The organism is Enterobacter cloacae complex sp. IR5403, from assembly GCF_049238705.1.
Classification (GTDB): domain Bacteria; phylum Pseudomonadota; class Gammaproteobacteria; order Enterobacterales; family Enterobacteriaceae; genus Enterobacter; species Enterobacter hormaechei_C.
The window spans coordinates 197,923-219,735 of the sequence record NZ_JBMKHP010000007.1; the positions used below are offsets into that span (position 1 = coordinate 197,923).

Below are 21,813 nucleotides of genomic sequence, written 5' to 3' on the forward strand. Positions count from 1 at the left end.
TGCCATGAACAGCTTACGTTATTTCGATTTCGGCTCCTCTCGTTCTTTCCTGCTTTTAATTGCCCGCATTGCTATTGTGGTCCTGTTTATTATTTTCGGTTATCCCAAGCTGACGGGGTTTAGTGGCACCGTTCAGTATATGACGTCGCTCGGCGCCCCCATGCCCATGCTGGCCGCCATTATTGCGGTGGTGATGGAAGTTCCCGCCGCGATTCTGATCGTGCTGGGCTTTTTCACCCGCCCCCTCGCGGTGATCTTTGTCTTCTATACGCTGGGAACGGCGGTGATTGGTCACCACTACTGGGATATGACGGGCGATGCGGTTCTGCCAAATATGATTAACTTCTACAAAAATGTGAGTATCGCTGGCGCCTTTATTTTGCTGGCGATTACCGGGCCGGGGGCCATCTCCCTTGACCGACGTTAGCCCATAAAAAAAGGCCGCATGAGCGGCCTTTTTCAGTTCTGCGACGCAGAGATTTATGCGTACACCGGGAAGCGTGCGCAGATGTCCAGCACTTTACCTTTAACGCGCTCGATAACCGCGTCGTCATTGATGTTGTCCAGAACGTCACACATCCAGCCCGCCAGCTCTTTCACTTCCGCTTCTTTGAAACCGCGGCGAGTGACGGCCGGAGAACCAATACGGATACCGGAGGTCACGAACGGGCTCTTCGGATCGTTTGGCACGCTGTTTTTGTTGACGGTGATGTTGGCGCGGCCGAGGGCTGCGTCAGCTTCTTTACCGGTCAGGTTCTTATCAACCAGGTCCAGCAGGAACAGGTGGTTTTCCGTCCCGCCAGAGACCACTTTGTAGCCACGGTTCAGGAACACTTCCACCATCGCTTTGGCGTTTTTAGCAACCTGCTGCTGGTAAACCTTGAACTCTGGCTCCATCGCTTCTTTCAGCGCCACCGCTTTTGCCGCGATAACGTGCATCAGCGGGCCGCCCTGGGCGCTTGGGAATACAGCGGAGTTCAGTTTTTTGTACAGCTCTTCGTCACCGCCTTTCGCCAGGATCAGGCCACCGCGTGGACCTGCCAGGGTTTTGTGGGTGGTGGTGGTCACAACGTGCGCATGTGGAACCGGGTTCGGGTAAACGCCTGCCGCAATCAGACCGGCAACGTGCGCCATGTCGACGAACAGGTACGCGCCGATGCTGTCCGCGATTTCACGCATTTTGGCCCAGTCAACGATGCCGGAGTAAGCAGAGAAGCCACCGATGATCATCTTCGGCTTGTGCTCTTTGGCCTGCTTCGCCATGTCTTCGTAGTCAATTTTGCCGGACTCATCAATACCGTAAGGGATGATGTTGTACAGTTTGCCGGAGAAGTTAACCGGGGAGCCGTGAGTCAGGTGGCCGCCCTGCGCCAGGTTCATACCCAGAACGGTATCGCCCGGCTGCAACAGCGCGGTGTAAACAGCGAAGTTAGCCTGAGAGCCAGAGTGCGGCTGGACGTTCGCGTAGTCAGCGCCAAAGAGTTCTTTCGCACGGTCAATCGCCAGTTGCTCGACGATATCAACGTATTCGCAACCGCCGTAGTAGCGCTTGCCCGGATAACCTTCAGCATATTTGTTGGTCAGCTGAGAACCCTGCGCCTGCATTACGCGCGGGCTGGTGTAGTTTTCGGAGGCGATCAGTTCGATGTGCTCTTCCTGACGTACTTTTTCCTGCTCCATAGCCTGCCACAGTTCGGCATCATAATCGGCAATGTTCATTTCACGCTTTAACATCCGCATCTCCTGACTCAGCTAACAAGTAAATTTTTGGCCTGAAAAGGCAGTCCTGTTGGACGACGGGCAACAGTATAACTGAATAGTTCTGCGATAACAGGTCTTGACAAACGATTTTACGCAAACGTTTACCTCCACGCCGCGCAAGGGTTTGAGCAATAAAGCTCTCGCCATTTTCAACGGATTTCTTTTCAGCTTTGTGATGCATATTTTTCACGATGCAAAGAACCATTTACATTGCAGGGGTATTTTTATAAGATGCATATAAAATACATCATTAAAGTAACATCAGAAGGAAGCTGCTATGCTCGACGCTCAAACCATCGCTACCGTGAAAGCCACAATCCCCCTGCTGGTTGAAACGGGTCCTAAACTGACCGCCCATTTCTACGATCGCATGTTCGCGCATAACCCGGAGCTCAAAGAGATTTTCAACATGAGCAACCAGCGTAACGGCGATCAGCGCGAAGCGCTGTTTAACGCTATTGCCGCCTATGCCAGCAACATCGAAAACCTGCCGGCTCTGCTGCCTGCGGTGGAAAAAATCGCCCAGAAGCACACCAGCTTCCAGATCAAACCTGAGCAGTACAACATCGTCGGCAGTCACCTGCTGGCAACCCTGGACGAAATGTTCAGCCCGGGCCAGGAAGTGCTGGATGCCTGGGGTAAAGCCTATGGCGTGCTGGCAAACGTATTCATCAACCGTGAAGCGCAGATCTACAGCGAAAACGCCAGCAAGAATGGCGGCTGGGAAGGCACGCGCGCCTTCCGCATCGTTGAGAAAACCCCGCGCAGCGCACTGATCACCAGCTTTGAATTTGAGCCTGTGGACGGTCAGCCGGTTGCCGATTACCAGCCGGGCCAGTATCTGGGCGTCTGGCTGAAGCCTGAAGGCTTCCCGCACCAGGAGATTCGCCAGTACTCCCTGACCCGCAAGCCAGACGGCAAAGGCTATCGCATTGCGGTTAAACGTGAGGAAGGCGGTCAGGTATCCAACTGGCTGCATAACGAAGCCAGCGTGGGCGACGTGGTCCATCTGGCGGCACCGGCGGGCGATTTCTTTATGGCCGTTGAAACGAATACCCCGGTGACGCTGATCTCCGCAGGCGTGGGTCAGACGCCTATGCTGGCGATGCTGGATACGCTGGCGAAAGCAAACCACAGCGCGCAGGTTAACTGGTTCCACGCGGCGGAGAACGGTGATGTTCACGCCTTCGCGGACGAAGTGAAAGCGCTGGGAGCGGGTCTGCCACACTTTACCGCTCATACCTGGTATCGTTTACCCACGGAAGCCGACCGCGCAGCGGCTCGTTTCGACAGCGAAGGTCTGATGAACTTAGGGCAGCATGAAGGGGCGTTCAGCGCACCGGGGATGCAGTTCTACGTTTGTGGGCCGGTAGCGTTTATGCAGTATGCCGCGAAGCAGCTGGTTGAGCTGGGCGTGAATAAAGACAACATTCATTACGAATGTTTCGGCCCGCATAAAGTGCTGTAATGCAAAAAGCCCCTCAACGAGGGGCTTTTTTTTCGCCGGGTGGCGGCTACGCCTTACCCGGCCTACCAAATCTTTTTTAAATCGCCGCGTCGTCTTCTTCGCCGGTACGGATACGGATCACGCGCGCCACGTCAAAGACGAAGATTTTCCCGTCGCCAATTTTGCCGGTCTGCGCCGTGCGGATGATGGTGTCCACACAGGTATCGACGATATCATCGCTCACCACGATCTCGATTTTCACTTTCGGCAGAAAGTCCACCATGTACTCTGCGCCACGGTATAGCTCGGTGTGGCCCTTCTGACGACCAAAACCTTTTACTTCAGTTACGGTCATCCCGGTGATGCCTACTTCTGCCAGCGCTTCACGTACATCATCCAGTTTGAAAGGTTTAATAATCGCATCAATCTTTTTCATGGTGGGTCCTTAAACTCTTGCCAGTAAGCAGCCTCGTAATCGGTTGCTCACAGTATCATATTCAGGCGAATTTTGCGGTATTACTCTTTAAAATCGTTCGCTTCCAGCTCGTGGCGTGAGAGCAATTTATAAAACTCGGTACGGTTACGCCCGGCCATGCGCGCCGCATGGGTTACGTTGCCTTTGGTGATTTGCAGCAGCTTGCGCAGATAGTTCAGCTCGAACTGGTTTCGCGCTTCCGCAAAGGTCGGCAAGGCCGTGTTTTCCCCCTCCAGCGCCTGCTCCACCAGCGCATCGCTGATCACCGGCGATGACGTCAGCGCCACGCACTGCTCAATCACGTTCACCAGCTGGCGTACGTTGCCCGGCCAGCTTGCGGTCATCAGGCGTTTCATCGCATCGGTGGAGAACGCGCGCACGAAGGGTTTGTGGCGGTCAGCGGCCTGGCGCAAAAGGTGATTAGCCAGCAGCGGGATATCTTCCGCACGCTCGGCCAGCGCCGGGATTTTCAGGTTGACGACATTCAGTCGATAGTAGAGATCTTCGCGGAACTCGTTGCGCGCCATCACCTTGGGTAAATCGCGATGGGTAGCGGAAATAATACGCACGTTGATATCGATATCGCGGTTGCTGCCAAGCGGACGCACTTTTCGCTCCTGCAACACGCGCAGCAGTTTAACCTGCAACGGCGCGGGCATATCGCCAATTTCATCAAGAAACAGCGTGCCCCCCTCAGCAGCCTGAAACAACCCTTCACGGCTGCTCACCGCGCCGGTAAAAGCGCCGCGGGCATGGCCGAAGAGCTCAGACTCAAGCAGTTGTTCCGGCAGCGCGCCACAGTTGATGGCAATAAAGGCATTTTTACTGCGTGGGCTGGCGTTGTGGATCGCCTGGGCCAGGATCTCTTTCCCGGTCCCGCTCTGGCCGTTGATCAGCACACTCACGTCGGATTGCGCCACCATCCGCGCCTGTTCCAGCAGGCGCAGCATCACAGGGCTACGCGTCACGATGGATTCACGCCAGGCGTCGTCGCCGGATGGCGCCGCGTGCTCAAGGGCGCTGTCGATCGCTTTATAGAGGGCGTCTTTATCCACCGGTTTGGTGAGGAAGCTGAATACTCCCTGCTGCGTCGCGGCCACCGCATCAGGAATAGATCCGTGAGCGGTGAGGATAATCACCGGCATCCCGGGCTGCTGCTTCTGGATCTCCGTGAACAGTTGCAGGCCATCCATTTCATCCATGCGCAAATCGCTGATCACCAGATCGATTTTCTCGCGGCTGAGCACTTTCAGCCCCTCCTGCCCGCTTTCAGCGGTGACCACGCTGTAGCCTTCGCTGACCAGACGCATCCCCAGCAGCTTTAACAGACCGGGATCGTCATCCACCAGTAACAGATGGGCAGGTTTACGGCTTGTCATGGCTTCACATCCTCTTGTTTCGGCGTCTCACTGTCTGGCGTCGTGGCAGAGTTGCCTTTCGACCCATCGGGCAGATAGCTGCCTGCCGGCTTACGCGTCGAGAGCTGTCTTTCGATATCGGTCAGATTTTCAAGCTTGCGGGTGGTGGTATCCAGCTGCTCGCGCAGCGACTCCTGCTGCTGGCGAAGCGCATCAAGCTCGCTGTCGCTCGACTGCTGCAATTTACTGTAACGGAAACGCTCTTCAGACAGCTGTAATTGCAGGGTTTGTCCGTCCCGCCAGAGCTGATAGACCGGGCGCACCTGGGGGGGAATATTGATCACGTATGTATCCAGCCGCGTCACGTTGGCGCGGCGTTCAACAGGCGTGATTCTGGCATCCGCCATCACGATCCCGCGTTTAAACGCGTCCTGCCAGGTATCGTCCACCAGCATCGCCGCCTGGGCACGGGCCTCGGCGGGCGCCAGCCGCTGGGCGCAGTCTATTCCGCGCAGCCAGAACAGCGGATTGGATTCAACATCACGCCCCGACAGGTTCCAGATATCATCGCAACGTGTTGAAAGGAAATCGGCCAGCTGTTTTTGCGGCCATTTATCTTCCTGTTTGTGGCTAATTGCACTTTTCGGCGCATGGGTTACACAGCCGGCCAGCAGTAAGCAGGGCAGGCTCAGGCGCACATTTTTGCTGGAAAACACCGCGCGCAGTGCGCGGTAAAAGACGTGTGACATACTCACCAGGTTGTTATTCATTTCATTGATTTTTCCGGCTCAAGAGGCAGTTCGATACGAAAACAGACATCGGCGCGTTCATCACTCACGATGTTAAGCTCACCCTGCATGCGTCGTATGCAGTCGCGGGCAATACTCAGCCCCAGACCACTTCCTTTTACCGCACCTTTTCGCTGATGACTCCCCTGGAAGAAGGGCTCAAAGATCATCGTTTTTTCATCATCCGGAATCGGGCTTCCCGTATTCGCTACGTCAATAAATACCCGCGAACCGTTGTTATTGCTTCTGATATAAATGGTACCGGATTCAGTACCATAGTGCACCGCATTGGAATAAAGATTATCCAGTACGCTCATTAACAGCATCGGCTCTGCCAGGCAGGAAGGCGCATTGAGATCCACCTGGGTATGCATCATTTTAGCTCTTGCTGGCAGGCTATGGGCGGAGATCACCATGTCCACCAGCGGTTCAATCTCAACGCTTTCGAGCACCACAGCACCATCCGCCAGCTTGCGGTTATAGTCCAGCAGTTGTTCAATAAGTTTTTGTAAATTGCGGCTACTGGCATCCAGAATCGCCACGATCTCTTTTTGCTCAGGGGTTAACGGCCCCGCTACTTCGTCTGCCAGCAGCTCCGTGCCTTCACGCATACTGGCCAGCGGTGTTTTGAGTTCGTGTGAGATATGGCGCAGGAACTGGTGACGCTGCGATTCCAGCCACGCCAGGCGTTCAGAAAGCCAGATGATACGCTGACCGACCGAGCGCAGCTCGCGCGGGCCTTTAAAAACAACCGTATCCCCGAGAGATTTGCCCTCCCCCAGGCGGTTAATCATCCGCTGGATCCCCTTTACGGGGCCGATAATCATGCGGGTAAAGAGCAGTACCAGCCCAAGGCTGACGAGGAACAGCACCAGCGCCTGCCAGCCGAAGAACTGGCCGCGCTCGGCAATCTCCTGCTGGAGTTGCTGGCCACGGGAAAAGATAACCGTACGGGTGGACTGCACCATCTCCGTATTGGCGTTCGCGAAGGCTTCAAGTCGGGCGGCGGCGGCGGCATCAGGACCGCTGTTTTTGCACTGGAGCTGCGCCAGATCGTTCAGATCCTGACGCAGCGCCTGATAGAGTTTGTCATCCGGCAAGACCCCGGCATGGGCATCCAGCATTTCGCTGTAGCGTTTACGCTGATTCTGATAGACCCTCTCCAGCGTGCGGTCGTCCAGCACGCAATACTGGCGATAGCTACGCTCCATCTCCAGCGCGGCGTTGGTCATTGCCTCGCTACGGCGGGCATCAATAAGCGTGGTGCGGTTAGTCAGGGCCGCCTGGGCACTTAACGCATTCAGGCTTTGCCATGCCTGCCACGCCAGAACCAGTAAAGGTAGCAGGATCAGCAGGAAGGCCATCATAACGAGCTGTCGCAGGGAGCGAGGGAAAGCGGGCCAGCGTTTCAACACATTACTCTCATCATCCGGGTTTGAGGAGAGCGTAACTGAGTCTGCCCTTCAGATACAACAAAGCCGGGTAAAAACCCGGCTTTGTCATGGAATAAGGCGGTGCCTAACTCGACGTTTCGCCCTGGCCTGATAAAGCATTGCAATAATCAGTAGTTGGACGGCAGGCACCTTTTTGTGCGTCATTCGAAGTTTATGTAGCACGTCCCGAAGGGGCTGACATAAGAAGGTGAATGAGCCACTGGTTACTATTATGCAATGTGCGTGCCAGATTGCAAAGATTCATATTATCCTTATGATTAATAACCGTTTTATTATTAAAATGCATTGATTATGACGTGAATGATTTCCAGGCTAAGTGTCGCTATTAAGCAACACCTTAACGGGAACCTGTCCTGACATATATAAATCAATGAGTTAAATGTCTCTTATTGGAGACACTCAACCCAGAGAATTGTCGCGATTTTGCGACAGGTACAAAAAAGCCCGGTGGCGCTCGCGCTTACCGGGCCTACAGTCAGTGCGTTGAAACTTAACCCAGTTGTTTACGCGCGTTGCGGAAAATGCGCATCCACGGGCTGTCCTCGCCCCAGTTTTCCGGGTGCCAGGAGTTGCTAACGGTACGGAAGACACGCTCCGGGTGCGGCATCATGATCGTCACCCGACCGCTTTCGCTGGTGACCGCGGTAATGCCATTTGCCGAACCGTTCGGGTTAGCCGGATAGGTTTCGGTGACCTTGCCGAAGTTATCAACAAAGCGCAGCGCCACCAGTCCTTTGCTTTCAAGCTGAGCCAGGTGCGCTGCATCACGCACTTCAACCTGACCTTCACCGTGCGAAACCGCGATTGGCATCTGTGACCCGACCATCCCCTGCAACAGCAGAGACGGGCTTTGGGTCACTTCTACCAGGCTGAAGCGCGCTTCGAAGCGGTCAGACTGGTTACGCACAAAGCGCGGCCAGGCTTCGCTGCCAGGGATCAGCTCGCGCAGGTTAGACATCATCTGGCAGCCGTTACACACGCCCAGCGCCAGCGTCTGCGGACGGTGGAAGAAGGTTTCGAACTCATCGCGCACGCGGCTGTTGAACAGGATAGACTTCGCCCAGCCCTCGCCCGCACCCAGCACGTCGCCGTAGGAGAACCCCCCGCAGGCGACCAGCGCCTGGAAATCATCCAGCCCGGTACGCCCGGTCAGCAGGTCGCTCATGTGGACGTCGATGGCGTCAAAGCCCGCCCGGTGGAAGGCCGCCGCCATCTCAACGTGGGAGTTAACGCCCTGCTCGCGCAGCACGGCCACTTTCGGACGCGCACCGGTCGCAATGTACGGTGCGGCGATGTCTTCGTTGATGTCGAAGGAGAGCTTCACGTTCAGGCCAGGATCGTTGTCGTTCGCCTTCGCGTTGTGTTCCTGATCGGCGCATTCCGGATTGTCACGCAGGCGCTGCATCTGCCAGGTGGTTTCCGCCCACCACATACGCAGCGTGGTGCGGCTTTCGCTGAACACCGCGTGGCCGTCGGCTTCAATCACGAAACGGTCGCCCTGCACCGCTTTACCGAGATAGTGTACGCAGTCTGCCAGACCGTGCTGTGCCAGAATCGCTTCCACCGCGTCGCGATCTGCGGCGCGTACCTGAATGACCGCGCCAAGCTCTTCGTTAAACAGCGCCGCCAGGCGGTCTTCGCCAAGCGTTGCAATGTTTGCTTCAACGCCGCAGTGACCGGTGAAGGCCATCTCTGCCAGCGTCACCAGCAGGCCGCCGTCGGAACGGTCGTGGTAGGCCAGCAGCTTACGCTGCGCCACCAGCGCCTGAATTGCGTCGTAGAAGCCTTTCAGCTGGGCGACGTCGCGCACGTCGGCTGGCTTATCGCCGAGCTGGCGGTAAACCTGTGCCAGCGCGGTGGCACCTAGCGCATTGTGACCTTTACCCAGGTCAATCAGCAGCAGGGCGTTGTCTTCGGTCGCCAGCTGCGGCGTAACGGTGTGACGCACGTCTTCCACGCGGGCAAACGCGGTGATCACCAGCGACAGCGGGGAGGTCATCTCGCGCTGCTCGTTACCTTCCTGCCAGCGAGTTTTCATCGACATGGAGTCTTTGCCCACCGGAATGGTCAGGCCGAGGGCAGGACAGAGCTCCTCACCCACCGCTTTCACCGCTTCGTACAGGCCGGCATCTTCGCCAGGGTGACCGGCAGCGGCCATCCAGTTCGCGGAAAGTTTGATGCGTTTGATATCGCCAATCTGCGTCGCGGCGATGTTGGTCAGCGCTTCACCGACCGCCAGACGGGCAGAGGCAGCGAAGTCCAGCAGCGCCACCGGTGTGCGTTCGCCCAGGGCCATCGCTTCGCCGTAGTAGCTGTCGAGGCTCGCGGTGGTCACGGCGCAGTTAGCGACCGGGATCTGCCACGGGCCGACCATCTGATCGCGCGATACCATACCGGTCACGGTACGGTCGCCGATGGTGACCAGGAAGGTTTTCTCTGCTACCGCCGGGAGGTGCAGTACGCGGTTCACCGCGTCTGCAACGGTAATATCCTGGCGATCCAGCGCTTTGCCCGCCGCTTTACGGGTCTGCACGTCGCGGGTCATCTTCGGCGTTTTGCCGAGCAGCACGTCCAGCGGCAGATCGATCGGCTGGTTGTCAAAATGGGTGTCGCTTAAGGAGAGGTGCTGCTCTTCGGTCGCTTCACCGATGACGGCATACGGCGCACGCTCGCGGCGGCACAGCTCGTCAAACAGCGGCAGCTGATCGGCGGCAACCGCCAGCACGTAGCGCTCCTGAGATTCGTTACACCAGATTTCCAGCGGGCTCATGCCCGGCTCATCGCTCAGGATATCGCGCAGGTTGAAACGGCCACCGCGACCACCGTCGCTCACCAGCTCAGGCATAGCGTTGGACAGGCCGCCCGCGCCCACGTCGTGGATGAACAGAATCGGGTTGGCATCGCCCAGCTGCCAGCAGCGGTCGATCACTTCCTGACAACGGCGCTCCATTTCCGGGTTGTCGCGCTGCACGGACGCGAAGTCGAGATCCGCATCAGACTGGCCGGAAGCCATAGACGAGGCTGCCCCGCCGCCCAGACCGATGTTCATGGCCGGACCGCCAAGCACGATCAACTTCGCGCCGACGACGATCTCGCCTTTCTGCACATGATCGGCGCGAATGTTGCCGATCCCGCCCGCCAGCATGATCGGTTTGTGGTAGCCGCGCAGCTCTTCGCCGTTGTGGCTGTCCACTTTCTCTTCGTAGGTACGGAAGTAACCGTTCAGCGCCGGACGACCAAATTCGTTGTTGAACGCCGCGCCGCCCAGCGGGCCTTCGGTCATGATATCCAGCGCGGTGACAATGCGCTCTGGCTTGCCGAAGTCTTCTTCCCACGGCTGCTCAAAGCCCGGAATACGCAGGTTGGAAACGGAGAAACCGACCAGACCCGCTTTTGGTTTCGCGCCGCGACCGGTCGCACCTTCGTCACGGATTTCACCGCCGGAGCCGGTCGCTGCACCCGGCCACGGGGAGATCGCCGTCGGGTGGTTGTGGGTTTCCACTTTCATCAGGATATGCGCAGGCTCCTGATGGAAGTCATAGCGCCCTGCTTCGCGGTCGGCGAAGAAGCGGCCCACCTCGGAACCTTCCATCACCGCGGCGTTGTCTTTATAGGCAGACAGCACGTGGTCAGGGGTTTGCTCCATGGTGTTTTTGATCATTTTGAACAGCGACTTCGGCTGCTGTTCGCCGTCGATAATCCAGTCGGCGTTGAAAATCTTGTGGCGGCAATGCTCGGAGTTGGCCTGCGCGAACATATACAGTTCGATGTCGTTCGGGTTGCGATTCAGCTTAACGAATGCATCCTGAAGGTAGTCGATTTCATCTTCTGCGAGCGCCAGACCAAGACGCAGGTTTGCGTCGATCAGCGCCTGACGCCCCTGCCCCAGCAGATCCACGCTCTGTACCGGCGCAGGCTGATGGTGGGAGAACAGTTTCTGCGCATCATCCAGAGAGTCAAAAACGCTCTCCATCATGCGGTCGTGCAGCTCTGCGGCAACCACCTGCCACTGCGCGTCGCTCAGGGTTGACGCTTCCACATAGTACGCCACGCCGCGCTCCAGACGGTTAATCTGGTTCAGGCCGCAGTTGCGAGCGATGTCGGTGGCTTTGGAAGACCAGGGGGAGATGGTGCCAGGGCGTGGCGTGGCGAGGATTAATTTACCGGTCGGCGTATGGCTGCTCAGGCTTGGGCCATATTTAAGCAGGCGTTCCAGCTGTACGCGCTCCTCTGCATTCAGGGGGGCATTCAGGTCAGCAAAATGGACATACTCAGCGTAAATATTGCTTACCGGAAGGTCGGCCGCCTGAAAACGTGCCAGCAGTTTGTTAATACGGAAGGCAGACAGTGCAGGCGAACCACGCAGAATTTCCATCATAAGTCTCTCGTCTTCGAAGCGCCGGGGCGCTTACAGTGTGCGCAAGGGGGGAAAACGGGCGTCATTATAGAGAATCCTGAGCGCCGACGAAACCGTTTGCGTCGAAATAAAATCATCCTTTATGTTTAACAATAGATGTGACCTGTCTCTCTAATTGGTTGCCAACTGGCGCTACTTTGCGCAAAATGCCGCTCAATCAATGGCAAACTCTACTCTTAACATGACTACAGCACACTGAGGCAACCGGCGTCGCAGAGAATTAACTAATTGAAAAAATTAAAGATTAATTATCTGCTCATCGGCATTGTTACGTTGCTGCTGGCAGTGGCCCTCTGGCCGTCTATCCCCTGGTTCGGCAAGGCCGAAAACCGTATCGCCGCCATTCAGGAGCGGGGGGAGTTGCGCGTCAGTACCCTCTCCTCCCCGCTTATTTACGACGATATCAACGGTAAAACTATCGGTCTTGATTACGAACTGGCACAGCTGTTTGCGGACTATCTGGGCGTGAAGCTGAAAGTTACCGTGCGGCAGAACATCAACCAGCTGTTTGATGATTTGGACCATGACCGTGCCGATATTCTCGCCGCAGGTCTGGTGTACAACAGCGAACGCAGCAAAAACTATCAGCCGGGCCCGACCTATTACTCCGTGTCGCAGCAGGTGGTTTATCGTGTGGGTAGCCTGCGTCCGCGCTCACTGGCCGACATCACCGACCAGCAATTGACCATTGCGCCAGGCCATGTGGTGATTGACGATCTGCGGGCGTTGAAAGAGAAAAAATACCCTAACCTCAGCTGGACGGTCGATCCTAAACTCGGCACGACCGAATTGCTGGAGCAGGTTAAAGATAAAAAGCTGGCCTATACCATTGCTGATTCGGTGGCGATCAGCCTTTTCCAGCGCGTTCATCCTGAAATCGCCGTGGCGCTGGATGTGACCGACGAACAGCCGGTGACCTGGTTTACCCAGCTGGACGACGATCAAACCGTCTCTGCGGCCATGCTCGATTTCTTTAATTCCATCAATGAAGACGGCACCCTGGCGCGTCTGGAAGAGAAATATCTCGGTCATGGGGACGATTTTGATTACGTTGACACCCGCACCTTCCTGCGCGCGGTGGACAGCGTGCTGCCGGACCTGCAACCGCTGTTTGAGAAGTACGCCCAGGAGATTGACTGGAAGCTGCTGGCGGCGATTTCCTACCAGGAATCGCACTGGGATGCTCAGGCCACCTCCCCCACGGGCGTGCGCGGGTTGATGATGCTGACCAAAAATACCGCCCAGAGCCTCGGCATCAGCGACCGGACCGATGCGGAACAGAGCATCAGCGGCGGCGCGCAGTATTTACAGGATATGATGGCGAAAGTGCCGGAGACGGTCCCGGAAGGGGAGCGGATCTGGTTTGCGCTGGCCGCCTATAACATGGGTTATGCGCACATGCTCGACGCGCGGGCGCTGACGGCGAAAACCAAAGGTAACCCGGACAGCTGGTCAGATGTAAAACAGCGCCTGCCGCTGCTTAGCCAGAAACAGTGGTACCAGAAGCTGACGTACGGCTATGCGCGCGGGCATGAAGCGTATGCCTACGTGGAAAATATTCGTAAGTACCAGATAAGCCTGGTGGGATATCTGCTGGAGAAAGAAAAAGAGGCGGCCGAGGCGCAACAGCTGGCTGAAAGCTATCCGGTGGTCGCACCGGACGAGCTTAATCATCCTGCGGTTTCAATTCTGCCTTTTGTTGCTTTTTCTGCTGCCGACGCATTCGAAAAAAGTCACTTAACAGACCCGAACATTCTGGTGCAAGTACCCCGCCGATAGTTTTCACCTGGTGGTTCATCCCCGGATGCCCAAGTACGTCCATCAGTGAACCAGCAGCGCCCGTCTTTTCATCCCGCGCGCCAAACACCAGCGTACCGATTCGGCTGTGCACCATCGCCCCGGAGCACATTACGCACGGTTCAAGGGTGACATACAGGGTGGTATCAAGCAGACGATAGTTTTGCAGCACCAGTCCGCCCTGACGCAGGGCCATAATTTCAGCATGCGCGGTAGGATCGTGACGGCCAATCGGACGGTTCCACCCTTCCCCAATCACCTGGTTGTTATGAACCAGAACCGCGCCCACGGGCACTTCGCCCTCGTCCCAGGCGCGTTGAGCCAGCGCCAGCGCGTGACGCATCCAGTATTCATGATTGTGTTCAGGGTTGGACAAGGGCTGATACTCCAGTCGAAAAGCGGGCGGCATTATACACAGCCCTTATAGATAAGACTATTCGAGTTGCTGAAGTTCACCGAGGGGAGTAACGCGCCAGCGATGCTGGCAAAAATAGAGCAGCGGGTTGTCCTGCTTGCTGTCGCTGTAGCCGCTGTACAGACGCAGCGGCGTACCGATGCGTTTCTCCAGCTGCACCACTTTTTCATGTCCGAGGCAGCGCATAGTCAGCACCCAGCCGCCGTAGCCGCGCGCGATTTGTGTCGCGATAAGATTCACGCGCGGCAGCCAGGGCGTATCAAAATAGACCTGCTCCACCAGCGTCTGCGGGGAGCCGGTAATCAGCCAGATATCGGCATCGTTGGCGTCGAGATAGCTGGTCAGGCGCGCCTGTACCACGGGAAACGCGGCGACGTGCCCGCGAAACCAGTGCGCAAAATCCTGTTCGAGCTGCTTAAGGCGCGCTTCGCTATGACCAAACGTGCATCCCCAGAGCAGCAGGCTCATCGGCCAGCGCGCTGCACGGCCTTTCACCAGCAGCGCGATACCAATAACGGGTAACAGGGGTAATACCAGCAACGCGTTAAGGGGCTGGCGCCGCAGCAGGTAGCGCATAAAGGTGCCGAACATATCCTGCTGATGCAGCGTTCCATCCAGATCAAAAAAGACAACGCGACGCTCGTGACTGGCCAAACCTTACTCCTCTGGGTCGTTGAATCCTAACAGCCAGGTAAACAGGAACCCGGCGATCACCGCTACCAGATAGCCTAACAGATAGAGCATGACTTTTCCGGTCACGATGGTTAATGCCAGCGGTAAACCGGAGATCCCGAAGGTAATGACGGTCGCCACTTTCCAGTAGCTGATTAACGCCCCGCCCACCGCGCCACCGAGACAGGCGGCCAGGAACGGCTTACCCAGCGGCAAGGTCACGCCGAAAATCAGCGGCTCGCCGATACCGAGTAACCCGACCGGCAGCGCCCCTTTTATGACCTTTTTCAGACGCGCGTTGCGGGTTTTCATCAGCACCGCGATGGCCGCGCCGACCTGCCCAACACCCGCCATCGACAGGATCGGCAGCAGTGCGTTATAGCCGTGCGCCTGTACCAGTTCGACGTGGATCGGCACCAGCCCCTGATGCAGACCGGTCAGGACTAACGGCAGGAAGGTCCCGGACAGCACGGCCCCCACCAGCAGCCCGCCGCGATCGATCGCCAGAGACGCGCCGTGAGCGATGGCTTCAGAGATCACGCCGCCTAACGGTTGCAGTGCCACAATCGCCACGCTCCCGGTAATCAATGTGGTCAGCAGCGGGTTGAGGATCAGTTCAATCGAGCCGGGCAGCACCGCGCGCAGCTTTTTCTCGATCCAGCACATCAGAATGACCACCAGCAGCACGGCAATCACCCCACCGCGGCCAGGCTGAAGCGCCTCGCCAAACAGCGTAATCTGCGCCAGCTGCGGGCTGGAGAGGATACCCGCCATTACGCCGCCCATCGCCAGCGAGCCGCCGAACACTTTGGCCGTGTTCACCCCCACCAGAATGTTCATGATGGCAAATACCGCGCTGCCGAAAATCGCCAGAATACCCAGCAGGTTCGGATACTGGGTAGCGAAATTCCCGACAATATCCGGACGCTTGAGGATATTGATAATCCCGGTGATCAGCCCCGACGCGATAAACGCCGGGATCAGAGGAATAAAGACGTTTGCCAGCTGGCGCAGCGCATCGCTCATGGGGGCTTTGTATTTGGCTTTCGCCTGCGCTTTGGTGCGTTCCGCGTCGTCAAAGGTGGGAGCCGTTTCACCGCCCGTCATCAGGGCGCGCATGGCATCAACCACCTGCGCCGCTTTGCCCGGACCGACAATCAGCTGGTGCTGTTGCCCCTGTTTAACGTACCCGCTCACGCCGGGGAGCTGCTTCAGGCGCGTTAAATCAAGCTTTTCGTCGTTGTGCACCTCGACGCGTACACGCGTCATGCAGTTTTCCAGACGCTGAATATTTTTTTCCCCACCGATCCCAAGCAGGATGTCGCTGGCGAGCGCTGCTGTTTTGTCCATACACGCCTCTTATTGGTGTTCTAATGCCGCCCGTAAAAACCCGTGATGGGCTTCGAGCCTGGCTCTGGCCGCGGCTGCATCCAGCCCGGTTAATATCATCAGAATGGCGGGTTTAACGTCGTAATCGGTCTGTTTGAGTACCGCTTCCGCCTCTTCCCGACCTGCCCCTGTCGCCTCTATCACCATGCGGCAGGCTCTGTCCACCAGCTTGACGTTGGTGGCCTGCATATCCACCATCAGGTTTTGGTAGACCTTACCGAATTTCACCATCGCGCCGGTGGAGATCATATTGAGCACCAGCTTCTGCGCGGTTCCGGATTTCAGGCGCGTGGAGCCGGTAAGCGCTTCCGGCCCGACGACCGGAGAGATGGCAATGGCGGCCACCTGCGCAATCGGCGAGCCCGGGTTACAGGAGATGGCTACCGTGGTACATCCCGTCTGTCTGGCGTATTCCAGCCCACCAATGACGTACGGCGTACGACCAGAAGCCGCCAGCCCGACGACCAGATCCTGCGCGGTCAGGTTCAGCGCCCTGAGATCGTCTTCGCCAAGCTGTTTATTGTCTTCTGCCCCTTCCACCGCTTTCAGCAGCGCGCCGGGGCCACCGGCAATCAGGCCAACGACCAGACCGTGCGGAACGCCAAAGGTCGGCGGACATTCTGAGGCATCCAGCACACCGAGGCGCCCACTGGTACCCGCCCCCATGTAAATAATGCGTCCTCCTGCTTTCAGAGCGTCGGCAGCGGCGTCTACGGCTTTCGCCACCTCGGGCAATGTCTCTTTGACTGCCAGCGCGACGAGGGTATCCTGTTGATTAAAGCGGTTTACCAGCTCCAGCGTGGACAGTGCATCAAGATCCATGGTTTGCGGGTTACGCGTTTCAGAAACAAGAGAGCCTAGATTCATGTTATTTACCTCTGGAATTTTTAATTCATAATAAACGCACTATAATGGAATATAAAATTCATTCAGGCGAGCAAAATTCGTATTTGCGCGGGTAATCACATTTTCGCCAGGAGACCGTATGAACTGTTTAATTCGTATTCGCCAGCGCTACGCAGGGTTTGCCCAGAGTGACAAAAAGCTGGCGGATTATTTACTTTCCCAGCCCGATCGCGCGCGACACCTCAGCTCCCAGCAGCTGGCAGGCGAAGCCGGGGTGAGCCAGTCGAGCGTGGTGAAATTTGCCCAGAAGATAGGCTATAAGGGCTTTCCGGCGCTAAAACTGGCGATCAGTGAAGCACTGGTAAGCAACCCTAATCCGCAGTCAATGCCGGTGCATAACCAGATCCGCGGCGACGATCCGATGCGTCTGGTCGGCGAAAAGCTGATCAAGGAGAACGTGGCGGCAATGCATGCCACGCTGGATGTGAACACGGAAGAGAAGCTGCTGGAAAGCGTAGCCATGCTTCGCGACGCGCGGCGTATTGTGCTGACCGGAATCGGCGCCTCCGGACTGGTTGCGCGTAACTTTGGCTGGAAGCTGACAAAAATCGGCTATAACGCCATCGTTGAACAGGATATGCACGCGCTGCTGGCGACCGTGCAGGCCATGGATCCTGACGATTTACTGCTGGCCATCTCCTATTCCGGCGAGCGCCGTGAAATTAATATGGCTACCGACGAAGCCCTGCGCGTAGGCGGAAAAATTCTGGCGATTACCGGTTTTAGTCCGAATGCGCTCCAGCAGCGGGCCTCCCGCTGTCTGTATACCATTGCCGAGGAACAGGCCACTCGCAGCGCGGCGATTTCGTCGACGAGTGCGCAGATGATGCTGACGGACCTGCTGTTTATGGCGCTGGTTCAGCAGGATCTGGAGCGTGCGCCAGAGCGTATTCGTCACAGCGAAGAGCTGGTAAAAAAACTGGTCTGAACAACGAATGAGCGTATAATGCCCGCCCTGTTTGTGATGTTTCTGAGAATTTCCTGATGGCGCTGTTAATCACCAAAAAATGCATCAACTGCGATATGTGCGAACCCGAATGCCCGAACGAGGCGATTTCGATGGGCGACAGCATTTATGAGATTAACAGCGACCGCTGCACCGAATGCATCGGCCACTATGAGACGCCGACCTGCCAGAAGGTGTGCCCCATTCCCAATACGATCTTAAAAGATCCGGCACACGTCGAGAACGAAGAACAGCTGTGGGATAAGTTTGTCCTGATGCACCATGCGGACAAAATTTAACTTTCGATAATCACCGTCGCACAGGCGTAGTGGCGTTCATCGGCTAGCGTTACGTGCATGTGCGCCACGCCGAGCTTTTCCGCCAGCTTAAGCGCCTCGCCCCATAAACGCAGACGTGGCTTACCCAGCTCATCGTTAAACACTTCAAACTGGTTAAACGCCAGGCCGTTACGAATGCCCGTGCCGAACGCTTTCGCCGCCGCCTCTTTTACCGCGAAACGCTTTGCCAGAAAGCGCACCGGCTGTTGATGCGCCTCCCAGATAGCCCATTCGTTATCGCTCAGCACGCGTCTTGCGAGGCGATCGCCGCTCCGGGCGATCACCGCTTCAATGCGGGCTATTTCAACGATGTCGGTGCCTAAGCCCAGAATAGCCATTACTGACGCGCTTCCAGCATCAGGCGCTTCATCTCGGAAACCGCTTCTTTCAGACCGCTCATCACCGCACGACCAATAATGGCGTGACCGATGTTCAGCTCGTGCATTTCCGGCAGGGCAGCGATGGCTTTTACGTTGTGATAGGTCAGGCCGTGTCCGGCGTTAACCTTCAGTCCCAGGCTCGCGGCGTAGGTTGCCGCTCTGGCGATTCGCTCCAGCTCTTTCGCCTGCGCTGCGTCGTTTTCGGCATCGGCATAGCAGCCGGTGTGAATTTCAATATACGGCGCACCCACGTCGGCAGCGGCTTTAATCTGGGTGAAATCGGCGTCGATAAACAGAGAAACCAGGATACCGGCATCCGCCAGGCGTTTGCAGGCATCGCGCATTTTGTCGAGCTGCCCGGCCACATCCAGACCGCCTTCGGTGGTCACTTCCTGACGCTTTTCCGGCACCAGGCAGCAAAAATGCGGTTTGGTGTCGCAGGCAATGGTCAGCATCTCTTCGGTGACCGCCATCTCCAGGTTCATGCGGGTGTCCAGCGTCTGACGCAGGATACGTACGTCGCGGTCGGTGATGTGGCGACGATCTTCACGCAGGTGAACGGTAATGCCGTCGGCGCCAGCCTGCTCGGCGATAAACGCCGCCTGAACCGGATCGGGATACGCGGTACCGCGTGCATTACGTAACGTGGCGATGTGATCGATGTTGACGCCTAACAGTAATTCAGCCATGACAATCCTCGGTATTTTTGTTCATTTACCTTCTCCCTCTCCCTCCGGGAGAGGGCTGGGGTGAGGGGTAAAACATTAGCTTTTCGGCATAAACTGCCTGAATAATTCGCGGCTCTTTAAAGGTTTGCCCCCAAGATACGGCTTGAGCGCAATTCGGGTAAAGCGTTTTGCCGCACGCAGGGTGTCGGCGTCCGGGAACTCGCGTTCATAAAGCGCCCGGAGCTGGCGCCCGGTAAAGGTGCTGTTATCGACGACGACACTGGCAATAAAGCCCTTTTCCTCACGATAGCGATAGGTCATGGTGTCTTCTACCTCGTCTCCGCTTCCCGCACAGTGTAGAAAATCGACGCCGTAACCAAGGTGCCCGAGCAGCGCCAGTTCGAAACGACGCAGCACAGGCTCAGGGGTGCCGGTTGCGCCAGCAAGTGCCTGAATACAGTGCAGGTAATCAAAGAAAAGTTCAGAGAAGCGGGTCTCATGTTCAAGAACCCGTGAGATGAGTTCGTTAACATACAAACCGCTGTAGAGCGTGATACCAGAAAGAGGAAGCGCCAGGGAGACGGCTTCAGCACTGCGCAGGGTTTTGACTTCCCCTCGCCCGCCAAAGCGGACCAGCAGCGGGGTGAAAGGCTGCAAGGCACCTTTCAGATTAGAACGTCTGGAACGTGCGCCTTTGGCAACAAGGCGCACGCGACCGGACTCTTCCGTGAAGACGTCCAGCATCAGGCTGGTTTCGCTCCAGGGACGACTATGCAGGACAAAGGCGCGCTGCCATCCATCCATATGCTCGTCGTCTTGAGTTACTGATCTTCGCCGTAACCGAGGCTGCGCAGCGCACGCTCATCATCGGCCCAGCCAGATTTCACTTTCACCCACAGTTCCAGGTGAACCGGTGCTTCAAACATGTCCTGCATGTCTTTACGGGCTTCGATTCCGATAGTTTTGATCTTGGCGCCTTTATTGCCGATCACCATCTTCTTCTGCCCTTCTCGCTCAACGAGGATCAGACCGTTGATATCGTAACCGCCGCGCTCGTTGCTCTGGAAACGCTCGATCTCCACCGTCACAGAGTACGGCAGCTCGGCGCCCAGAAAACGCATCAGCTTCTCACGGATGATTTCAGACGCCATAAAACGCTGAGAGCGATCGGTGATGTAGTCTTCCGGGAAGTGATGAGTCGCTTCCGGCAGATGCTTGCGCACGATGCCCGCGATGGTATCAACGTTCAGACCCGTTTCCGCAGACAGCGGGACGATGTCCAGGAAGTTCATCTGGCTGCCCAGCCATTGCAGGTGCGGCAGCAGATCGGCTTTTTCCTGCACGTTGTCCACTTTATTGACCGCGAGGATCACCGGCGTTTTGCCGTCGCGCAGCTTGTTCAGGACCATTTCGTCGTCCGGCGTCCAGCGGGTGCCTTCCACAACGAAAATCACCAGCTCTACGTCGCCAATGGAGCTGCTCGCCGCCTTGTTCATCAGACGGTTGATGGCGCGCTTCTCTTCCATGTGCAGGCCCGGGGTATCGACGTAGATCGCCTGATACGCGCCTTCAGTATGGATACCGACGATGCGGTGACGCGTGGTCTGCGCCTTACGCGAGGTGATGGAAATCTTCTGCCCAAGCAGATTATTCAGCAGGGTGGATTTGCCAACGTTCGGACGTCCGACGATGGCAATAAATCCGCAATAAGTTTTGTCGATGCTCATTCCAGCTCCAGCATTTTTAACGCCTGTTCGGCGGCAGCCTGTTCAGCCTTACGACGGCTTGAACCCGTGCCGACCACCGGTTCACTCAGGCCACTGACCTGGCAATGGATGGTAAATTCCTGATCGTGGGCTTCGCCACGCACCTGCACCACCAGATAGGATGGCAGCGGCAGATGACGACCCTGCAAATATTCTTGCAGACGCGTTTTAGGATCTTTTTGTTTATCGCCCGGGCTGATTTCGTCCAGGCGGGTCTGATACCAGTTCAGGATCAGCTTTTCTACGGTCTGGATATCGCTGTCCAGGAACACGCCACCGATCAATGCCTCGACCGTATCGGCAAGGATGGATTCACGACGGAAACCACCACTTTTCAGCTCACCTGGCCCCAGACGCAGACATTCACCCAGCTCAAACTCGCGTGCGATTTCAGCGAGGGTATTGCCGCGCACCAGCGTGGCGCGCATGCGGCTCATATCACCTTCGTCCACACGCGGAAAACGATGATAAAGCGCATTTGCAATCACGAAACTTAAAATAGAGTCGCCTAAAAACTCGAGACGCTCATTATGTTTGCTGCTGGCACTGCGATGGGTTAATGCCTGTTGCAACAACTCCTGATGATGAAAAGTGTAGCCCAGCTTCCGTTGAAGCCGATTAATTACGATGGGGTTCATGCGATACCAATAAATGAATGCGTCAAAAATGCAGCACACGAAACCGACCTGAGAAAACCAACGCGGTTTCGTGTGCCGTGGCACCCTTGCAGGGCCAACCTTAAACTTCGGGGGAATATTCTATACACAACGACAGGGGATGTCGTTAGTTCAAAGAGATTTATCGCTGAAATAATTCACGTAGCGGCGAATAAAAGC

General features: G+C 56.7%; 20 protein-coding genes. 5 read left to right on the forward strand and 15 right to left on the reverse strand.

Annotated features, from left to right (window positions below):
* Positions 1 to 4 precede the first annotated feature (4 nt).
* A complete protein-coding gene (locus tag ACOTW6_RS12785; protein ID WP_090279042.1) occupies positions 5 to 427 on the forward strand; it encodes a DoxX family protein in 423 nt (140 codons plus the stop codon).
* A 53-nt stretch (positions 428 to 480) separates the two neighbouring features.
* Here the strand turns inward: ACOTW6_RS12785 and glyA are convergent, their stop codons facing one another.
* Complete coding sequence (glyA, locus tag ACOTW6_RS12790; RefSeq protein ID WP_003860678.1) at positions 481 to 1,734, reverse strand: serine hydroxymethyltransferase; 1,254 nt, start codon at positions 1,732 to 1,734, stop codon at positions 481 to 483.
* A 304-nt stretch (positions 1,735 to 2,038) separates the two neighbouring features.
* Between glyA and hmpA the strand changes: the two genes are divergently transcribed.
* Positions 2,039 to 3,229 (forward strand): NO-inducible flavohemoprotein, encoded by a 1,191-nt coding sequence (gene hmpA / locus ACOTW6_RS12795; RefSeq protein WP_047050321.1) that lies wholly within the window; start codon positions 2,039 to 2,041, stop codon positions 3,227 to 3,229.
* Between the two features lie 76 nt (positions 3,230 to 3,305).
* On the opposite strand, the gene glnB is transcribed toward hmpA, so the two are convergent.
* The 5 genes from glnB to purL form a co-directional block, all read right to left on the reverse strand.
* Complete coding sequence (gene glnB / locus ACOTW6_RS12800; RefSeq protein WP_003860685.1) at positions 3,306 to 3,644, reverse strand: nitrogen regulatory protein P-II; 339 nt, start codon at positions 3,642 to 3,644, stop codon at positions 3,306 to 3,308.
* A gap of 80 nt (positions 3,645 to 3,724) precedes the next feature.
* On the reverse strand, positions 3,725 to 5,062 hold the full coding sequence (glrR, locus tag ACOTW6_RS12805; protein ID WP_015572150.1) for a two-component system response regulator GlrR: 1,338 nt from the start codon (positions 5,060 to 5,062) through the stop codon (positions 3,725 to 3,727).
* Positions 5,059 to 5,811, reverse strand: a complete 753-nt coding sequence (gene qseG / locus ACOTW6_RS12810; RefSeq protein WP_121478708.1) for a two-component system QseEF-associated lipoprotein QseG — start codon at positions 5,809 to 5,811, stop codon at positions 5,059 to 5,061. The genes glrR and qseG overlap by 4 nt, the downstream gene beginning before the upstream one ends.
* A complete protein-coding gene (gene qseE / locus ACOTW6_RS12815; protein ID WP_003860691.1) occupies positions 5,808 to 7,241 on the reverse strand; it encodes a two component system sensor histidine kinase QseE/GlrK in 1,434 nt (477 codons plus the stop codon). Before qseE ends, qseG begins: the two co-directional genes overlap by 4 nt.
* Positions 7,242 to 7,773: 532 nt before the next feature.
* A complete protein-coding gene (gene purL / locus ACOTW6_RS12820; protein WP_213789165.1) occupies positions 7,774 to 11,661 on the reverse strand; it encodes a phosphoribosylformylglycinamidine synthase in 3,888 nt (1,295 codons plus the stop codon).
* Between the two features lie 267 nt (positions 11,662 to 11,928).
* Between purL and mltF the strand changes: the two genes are divergently transcribed.
* Positions 11,929 to 13,479 carry a membrane-bound lytic murein transglycosylase MltF gene (gene mltF, locus ACOTW6_RS12825; protein ID WP_017692908.1) on the forward strand — a complete coding sequence of 517 codons (1,551 nt, stop codon included), beginning with the start codon at positions 11,929 to 11,931 and terminating at the stop codon, positions 13,477 to 13,479.
* On the opposite strand, the gene tadA is transcribed toward mltF, so the two are convergent.
* Genes tadA through murQ form a run of 4 tightly spaced genes read right to left on the reverse strand, consistent with a single transcriptional unit; the run spans position 13,367 to position 16,840 of the window.
* On the reverse strand, positions 13,367 to 13,906 hold the full coding sequence (gene tadA, locus ACOTW6_RS12830) for a tRNA adenosine(34) deaminase TadA (RefSeq protein ID WP_023295164.1): 540 nt from the start codon (positions 13,904 to 13,906) through the stop codon (positions 13,367 to 13,369). The genes mltF and tadA overlap by 113 nt on opposite strands.
* 24 nt (positions 13,907 to 13,930) lie before the next feature.
* Positions 13,931 to 14,566 carry a phosphatidylglycerophosphatase C gene (yfhb, locus tag ACOTW6_RS12835; protein WP_040117993.1) on the reverse strand — a complete coding sequence of 212 codons (636 nt, stop codon included), beginning with the start codon at positions 14,564 to 14,566 and terminating at the stop codon, positions 13,931 to 13,933.
* A gap of 3 nt (positions 14,567 to 14,569) precedes the next feature.
* Positions 14,570 to 15,934, reverse strand: a complete 1,365-nt coding sequence (locus ACOTW6_RS12840) for a PTS transporter subunit EIIC (protein ID WP_023295166.1) — start codon at positions 15,932 to 15,934, stop codon at positions 14,570 to 14,572.
* A gap of 9 nt (positions 15,935 to 15,943) precedes the next feature.
* A complete protein-coding gene (murQ, locus tag ACOTW6_RS12845; RefSeq protein WP_015572145.1) occupies positions 15,944 to 16,840 on the reverse strand; it encodes an N-acetylmuramic acid 6-phosphate etherase in 897 nt (298 codons plus the stop codon).
* Positions 16,841 to 16,958: 118 nt separating this feature from the next.
* Here murQ and ACOTW6_RS12850 point away from each other — a divergent pair, with 118 nt between their 5' ends.
* Both ACOTW6_RS12850 and ACOTW6_RS12855 read left to right on the forward strand, forming a co-directional pair.
* A complete protein-coding gene (locus ACOTW6_RS12850; RefSeq protein ID WP_062933312.1) occupies positions 16,959 to 17,807 on the forward strand; it encodes a MurR/RpiR family transcriptional regulator in 849 nt (282 codons plus the stop codon).
* Positions 17,808 to 17,863: 56 nt separating this feature from the next.
* Positions 17,864 to 18,124: a YfhL family 4Fe-4S dicluster ferredoxin gene (locus ACOTW6_RS12855; protein ID WP_003860704.1), complete on the forward strand. Its 261-nt coding sequence runs from the start codon at positions 17,864 to 17,866 to the stop codon at positions 18,122 to 18,124.
* On the opposite strand, the gene acpS is transcribed toward ACOTW6_RS12855, so the two are convergent.
* The 5 genes from acpS to rnc form a co-directional block, all read right to left on the reverse strand.
* Positions 18,121 to 18,501 carry a holo-ACP synthase gene (acpS, locus tag ACOTW6_RS12860; RefSeq protein WP_015572144.1) on the reverse strand — a complete coding sequence of 127 codons (381 nt, stop codon included), beginning with the start codon at positions 18,499 to 18,501 and terminating at the stop codon, positions 18,121 to 18,123. The genes ACOTW6_RS12855 and acpS overlap by 4 nt on opposite strands.
* Positions 18,501 to 19,232, reverse strand: a complete 732-nt coding sequence (gene pdxJ, locus ACOTW6_RS12865) for a pyridoxine 5'-phosphate synthase (RefSeq protein WP_062933313.1) — start codon at positions 19,230 to 19,232, stop codon at positions 18,501 to 18,503. The genes acpS and pdxJ overlap by 1 nt, the downstream gene beginning before the upstream one ends.
* Before the next feature lie 75 nt (positions 19,233 to 19,307).
* Positions 19,308 to 20,015, reverse strand: coding sequence for a DNA repair protein RecO (gene recO, locus ACOTW6_RS12870; RefSeq protein ID WP_062933314.1), 708 nt, complete (start codon positions 20,013 to 20,015; stop codon positions 19,308 to 19,310).
* Positions 20,016 to 20,032: 17 nt separating this feature from the next.
* Positions 20,033 to 20,938 carry a GTPase Era gene (gene era, locus ACOTW6_RS12875; protein WP_003860709.1) on the reverse strand — a complete coding sequence of 302 codons (906 nt, stop codon included), beginning with the start codon at positions 20,936 to 20,938 and terminating at the stop codon, positions 20,033 to 20,035.
* Positions 20,935 to 21,615, reverse strand: coding sequence for a ribonuclease III (gene rnc / locus ACOTW6_RS12880; protein ID WP_003860711.1), 681 nt, complete (start codon positions 21,613 to 21,615; stop codon positions 20,935 to 20,937). The genes era and rnc overlap by 4 nt, the downstream gene beginning before the upstream one ends.
* Positions 21,616 to 21,813 lie beyond the last annotated feature (198 nt).

Coding starts and splice junctions, on each gene's coding strand:
- ACOTW6_RS12785 (WP_090279042.1), top strand. CDS start 5: ATGAACAGCTTACGTTATTTCGATTTCGGCTCCTCTCGTTCTTTCCTG.
- glyA (WP_003860678.1), bottom strand. CDS start 1,734: ATGTTAAAGCGTGAAATGAACATTGCCGATTATGATGCCGAACTGTGG.
- hmpA (WP_047050321.1), top strand. CDS start 2,039: ATGCTCGACGCTCAAACCATCGCTACCGTGAAAGCCACAATCCCCCTG.
- glnB (WP_003860685.1), bottom strand. CDS start 3,644: ATGAAAAAGATTGATGCGATTATTAAACCTTTCAAACTGGATGATGTA.
- glrR (WP_015572150.1), bottom strand. CDS start 5,062: ATGACAAGCCGTAAACCTGCCCATCTGTTACTGGTGGATGACGATCCC.
- qseG (WP_121478708.1), bottom strand. CDS start 5,811: ATGAATAACAACCTGGTGAGTATGTCACACGTCTTTTACCGCGCACTG.
- purL (WP_213789165.1), bottom strand. CDS start 11,661: ATGATGGAAATTCTGCGTGGTTCGCCTGCACTGTCTGCCTTCCGTATT.
- tadA (WP_023295164.1), bottom strand. CDS start 13,906: ATGCCGCCCGCTTTTCGACTGGAGTATCAGCCCTTGTCCAACCCTGAA.
- ACOTW6_RS12840 (WP_023295166.1), bottom strand. CDS start 15,934: ATGGACAAAACAGCAGCGCTCGCCAGCGACATCCTGCTTGGGATCGGT.
- murQ (WP_015572145.1), bottom strand. CDS start 16,840: ATGAATCTAGGCTCTCTTGTTTCTGAAACGCGTAACCCGCAAACCATG.
- ACOTW6_RS12850 (WP_062933312.1), top strand. CDS start 16,959: ATGAACTGTTTAATTCGTATTCGCCAGCGCTACGCAGGGTTTGCCCAG.
- ACOTW6_RS12855 (WP_003860704.1), top strand. CDS start 17,864: ATGGCGCTGTTAATCACCAAAAAATGCATCAACTGCGATATGTGCGAA.
- acpS (WP_015572144.1), bottom strand. CDS start 18,501: ATGGCTATTCTGGGCTTAGGCACCGACATCGTTGAAATAGCCCGCATT.
- pdxJ (WP_062933313.1), bottom strand. CDS start 19,232: ATGGCTGAATTACTGTTAGGCGTCAACATCGATCACATCGCCACGTTA.
- recO (WP_062933314.1), bottom strand. CDS start 20,015: ATGGATGGATGGCAGCGCGCCTTTGTCCTGCATAGTCGTCCCTGGAGC.
- era (WP_003860709.1), bottom strand. CDS start 20,938: ATGAGCATCGACAAAACTTATTGCGGATTTATTGCCATCGTCGGACGT.
- rnc (WP_003860711.1), bottom strand. CDS start 21,615: ATGAACCCCATCGTAATTAATCGGCTTCAACGGAAGCTGGGCTACACT.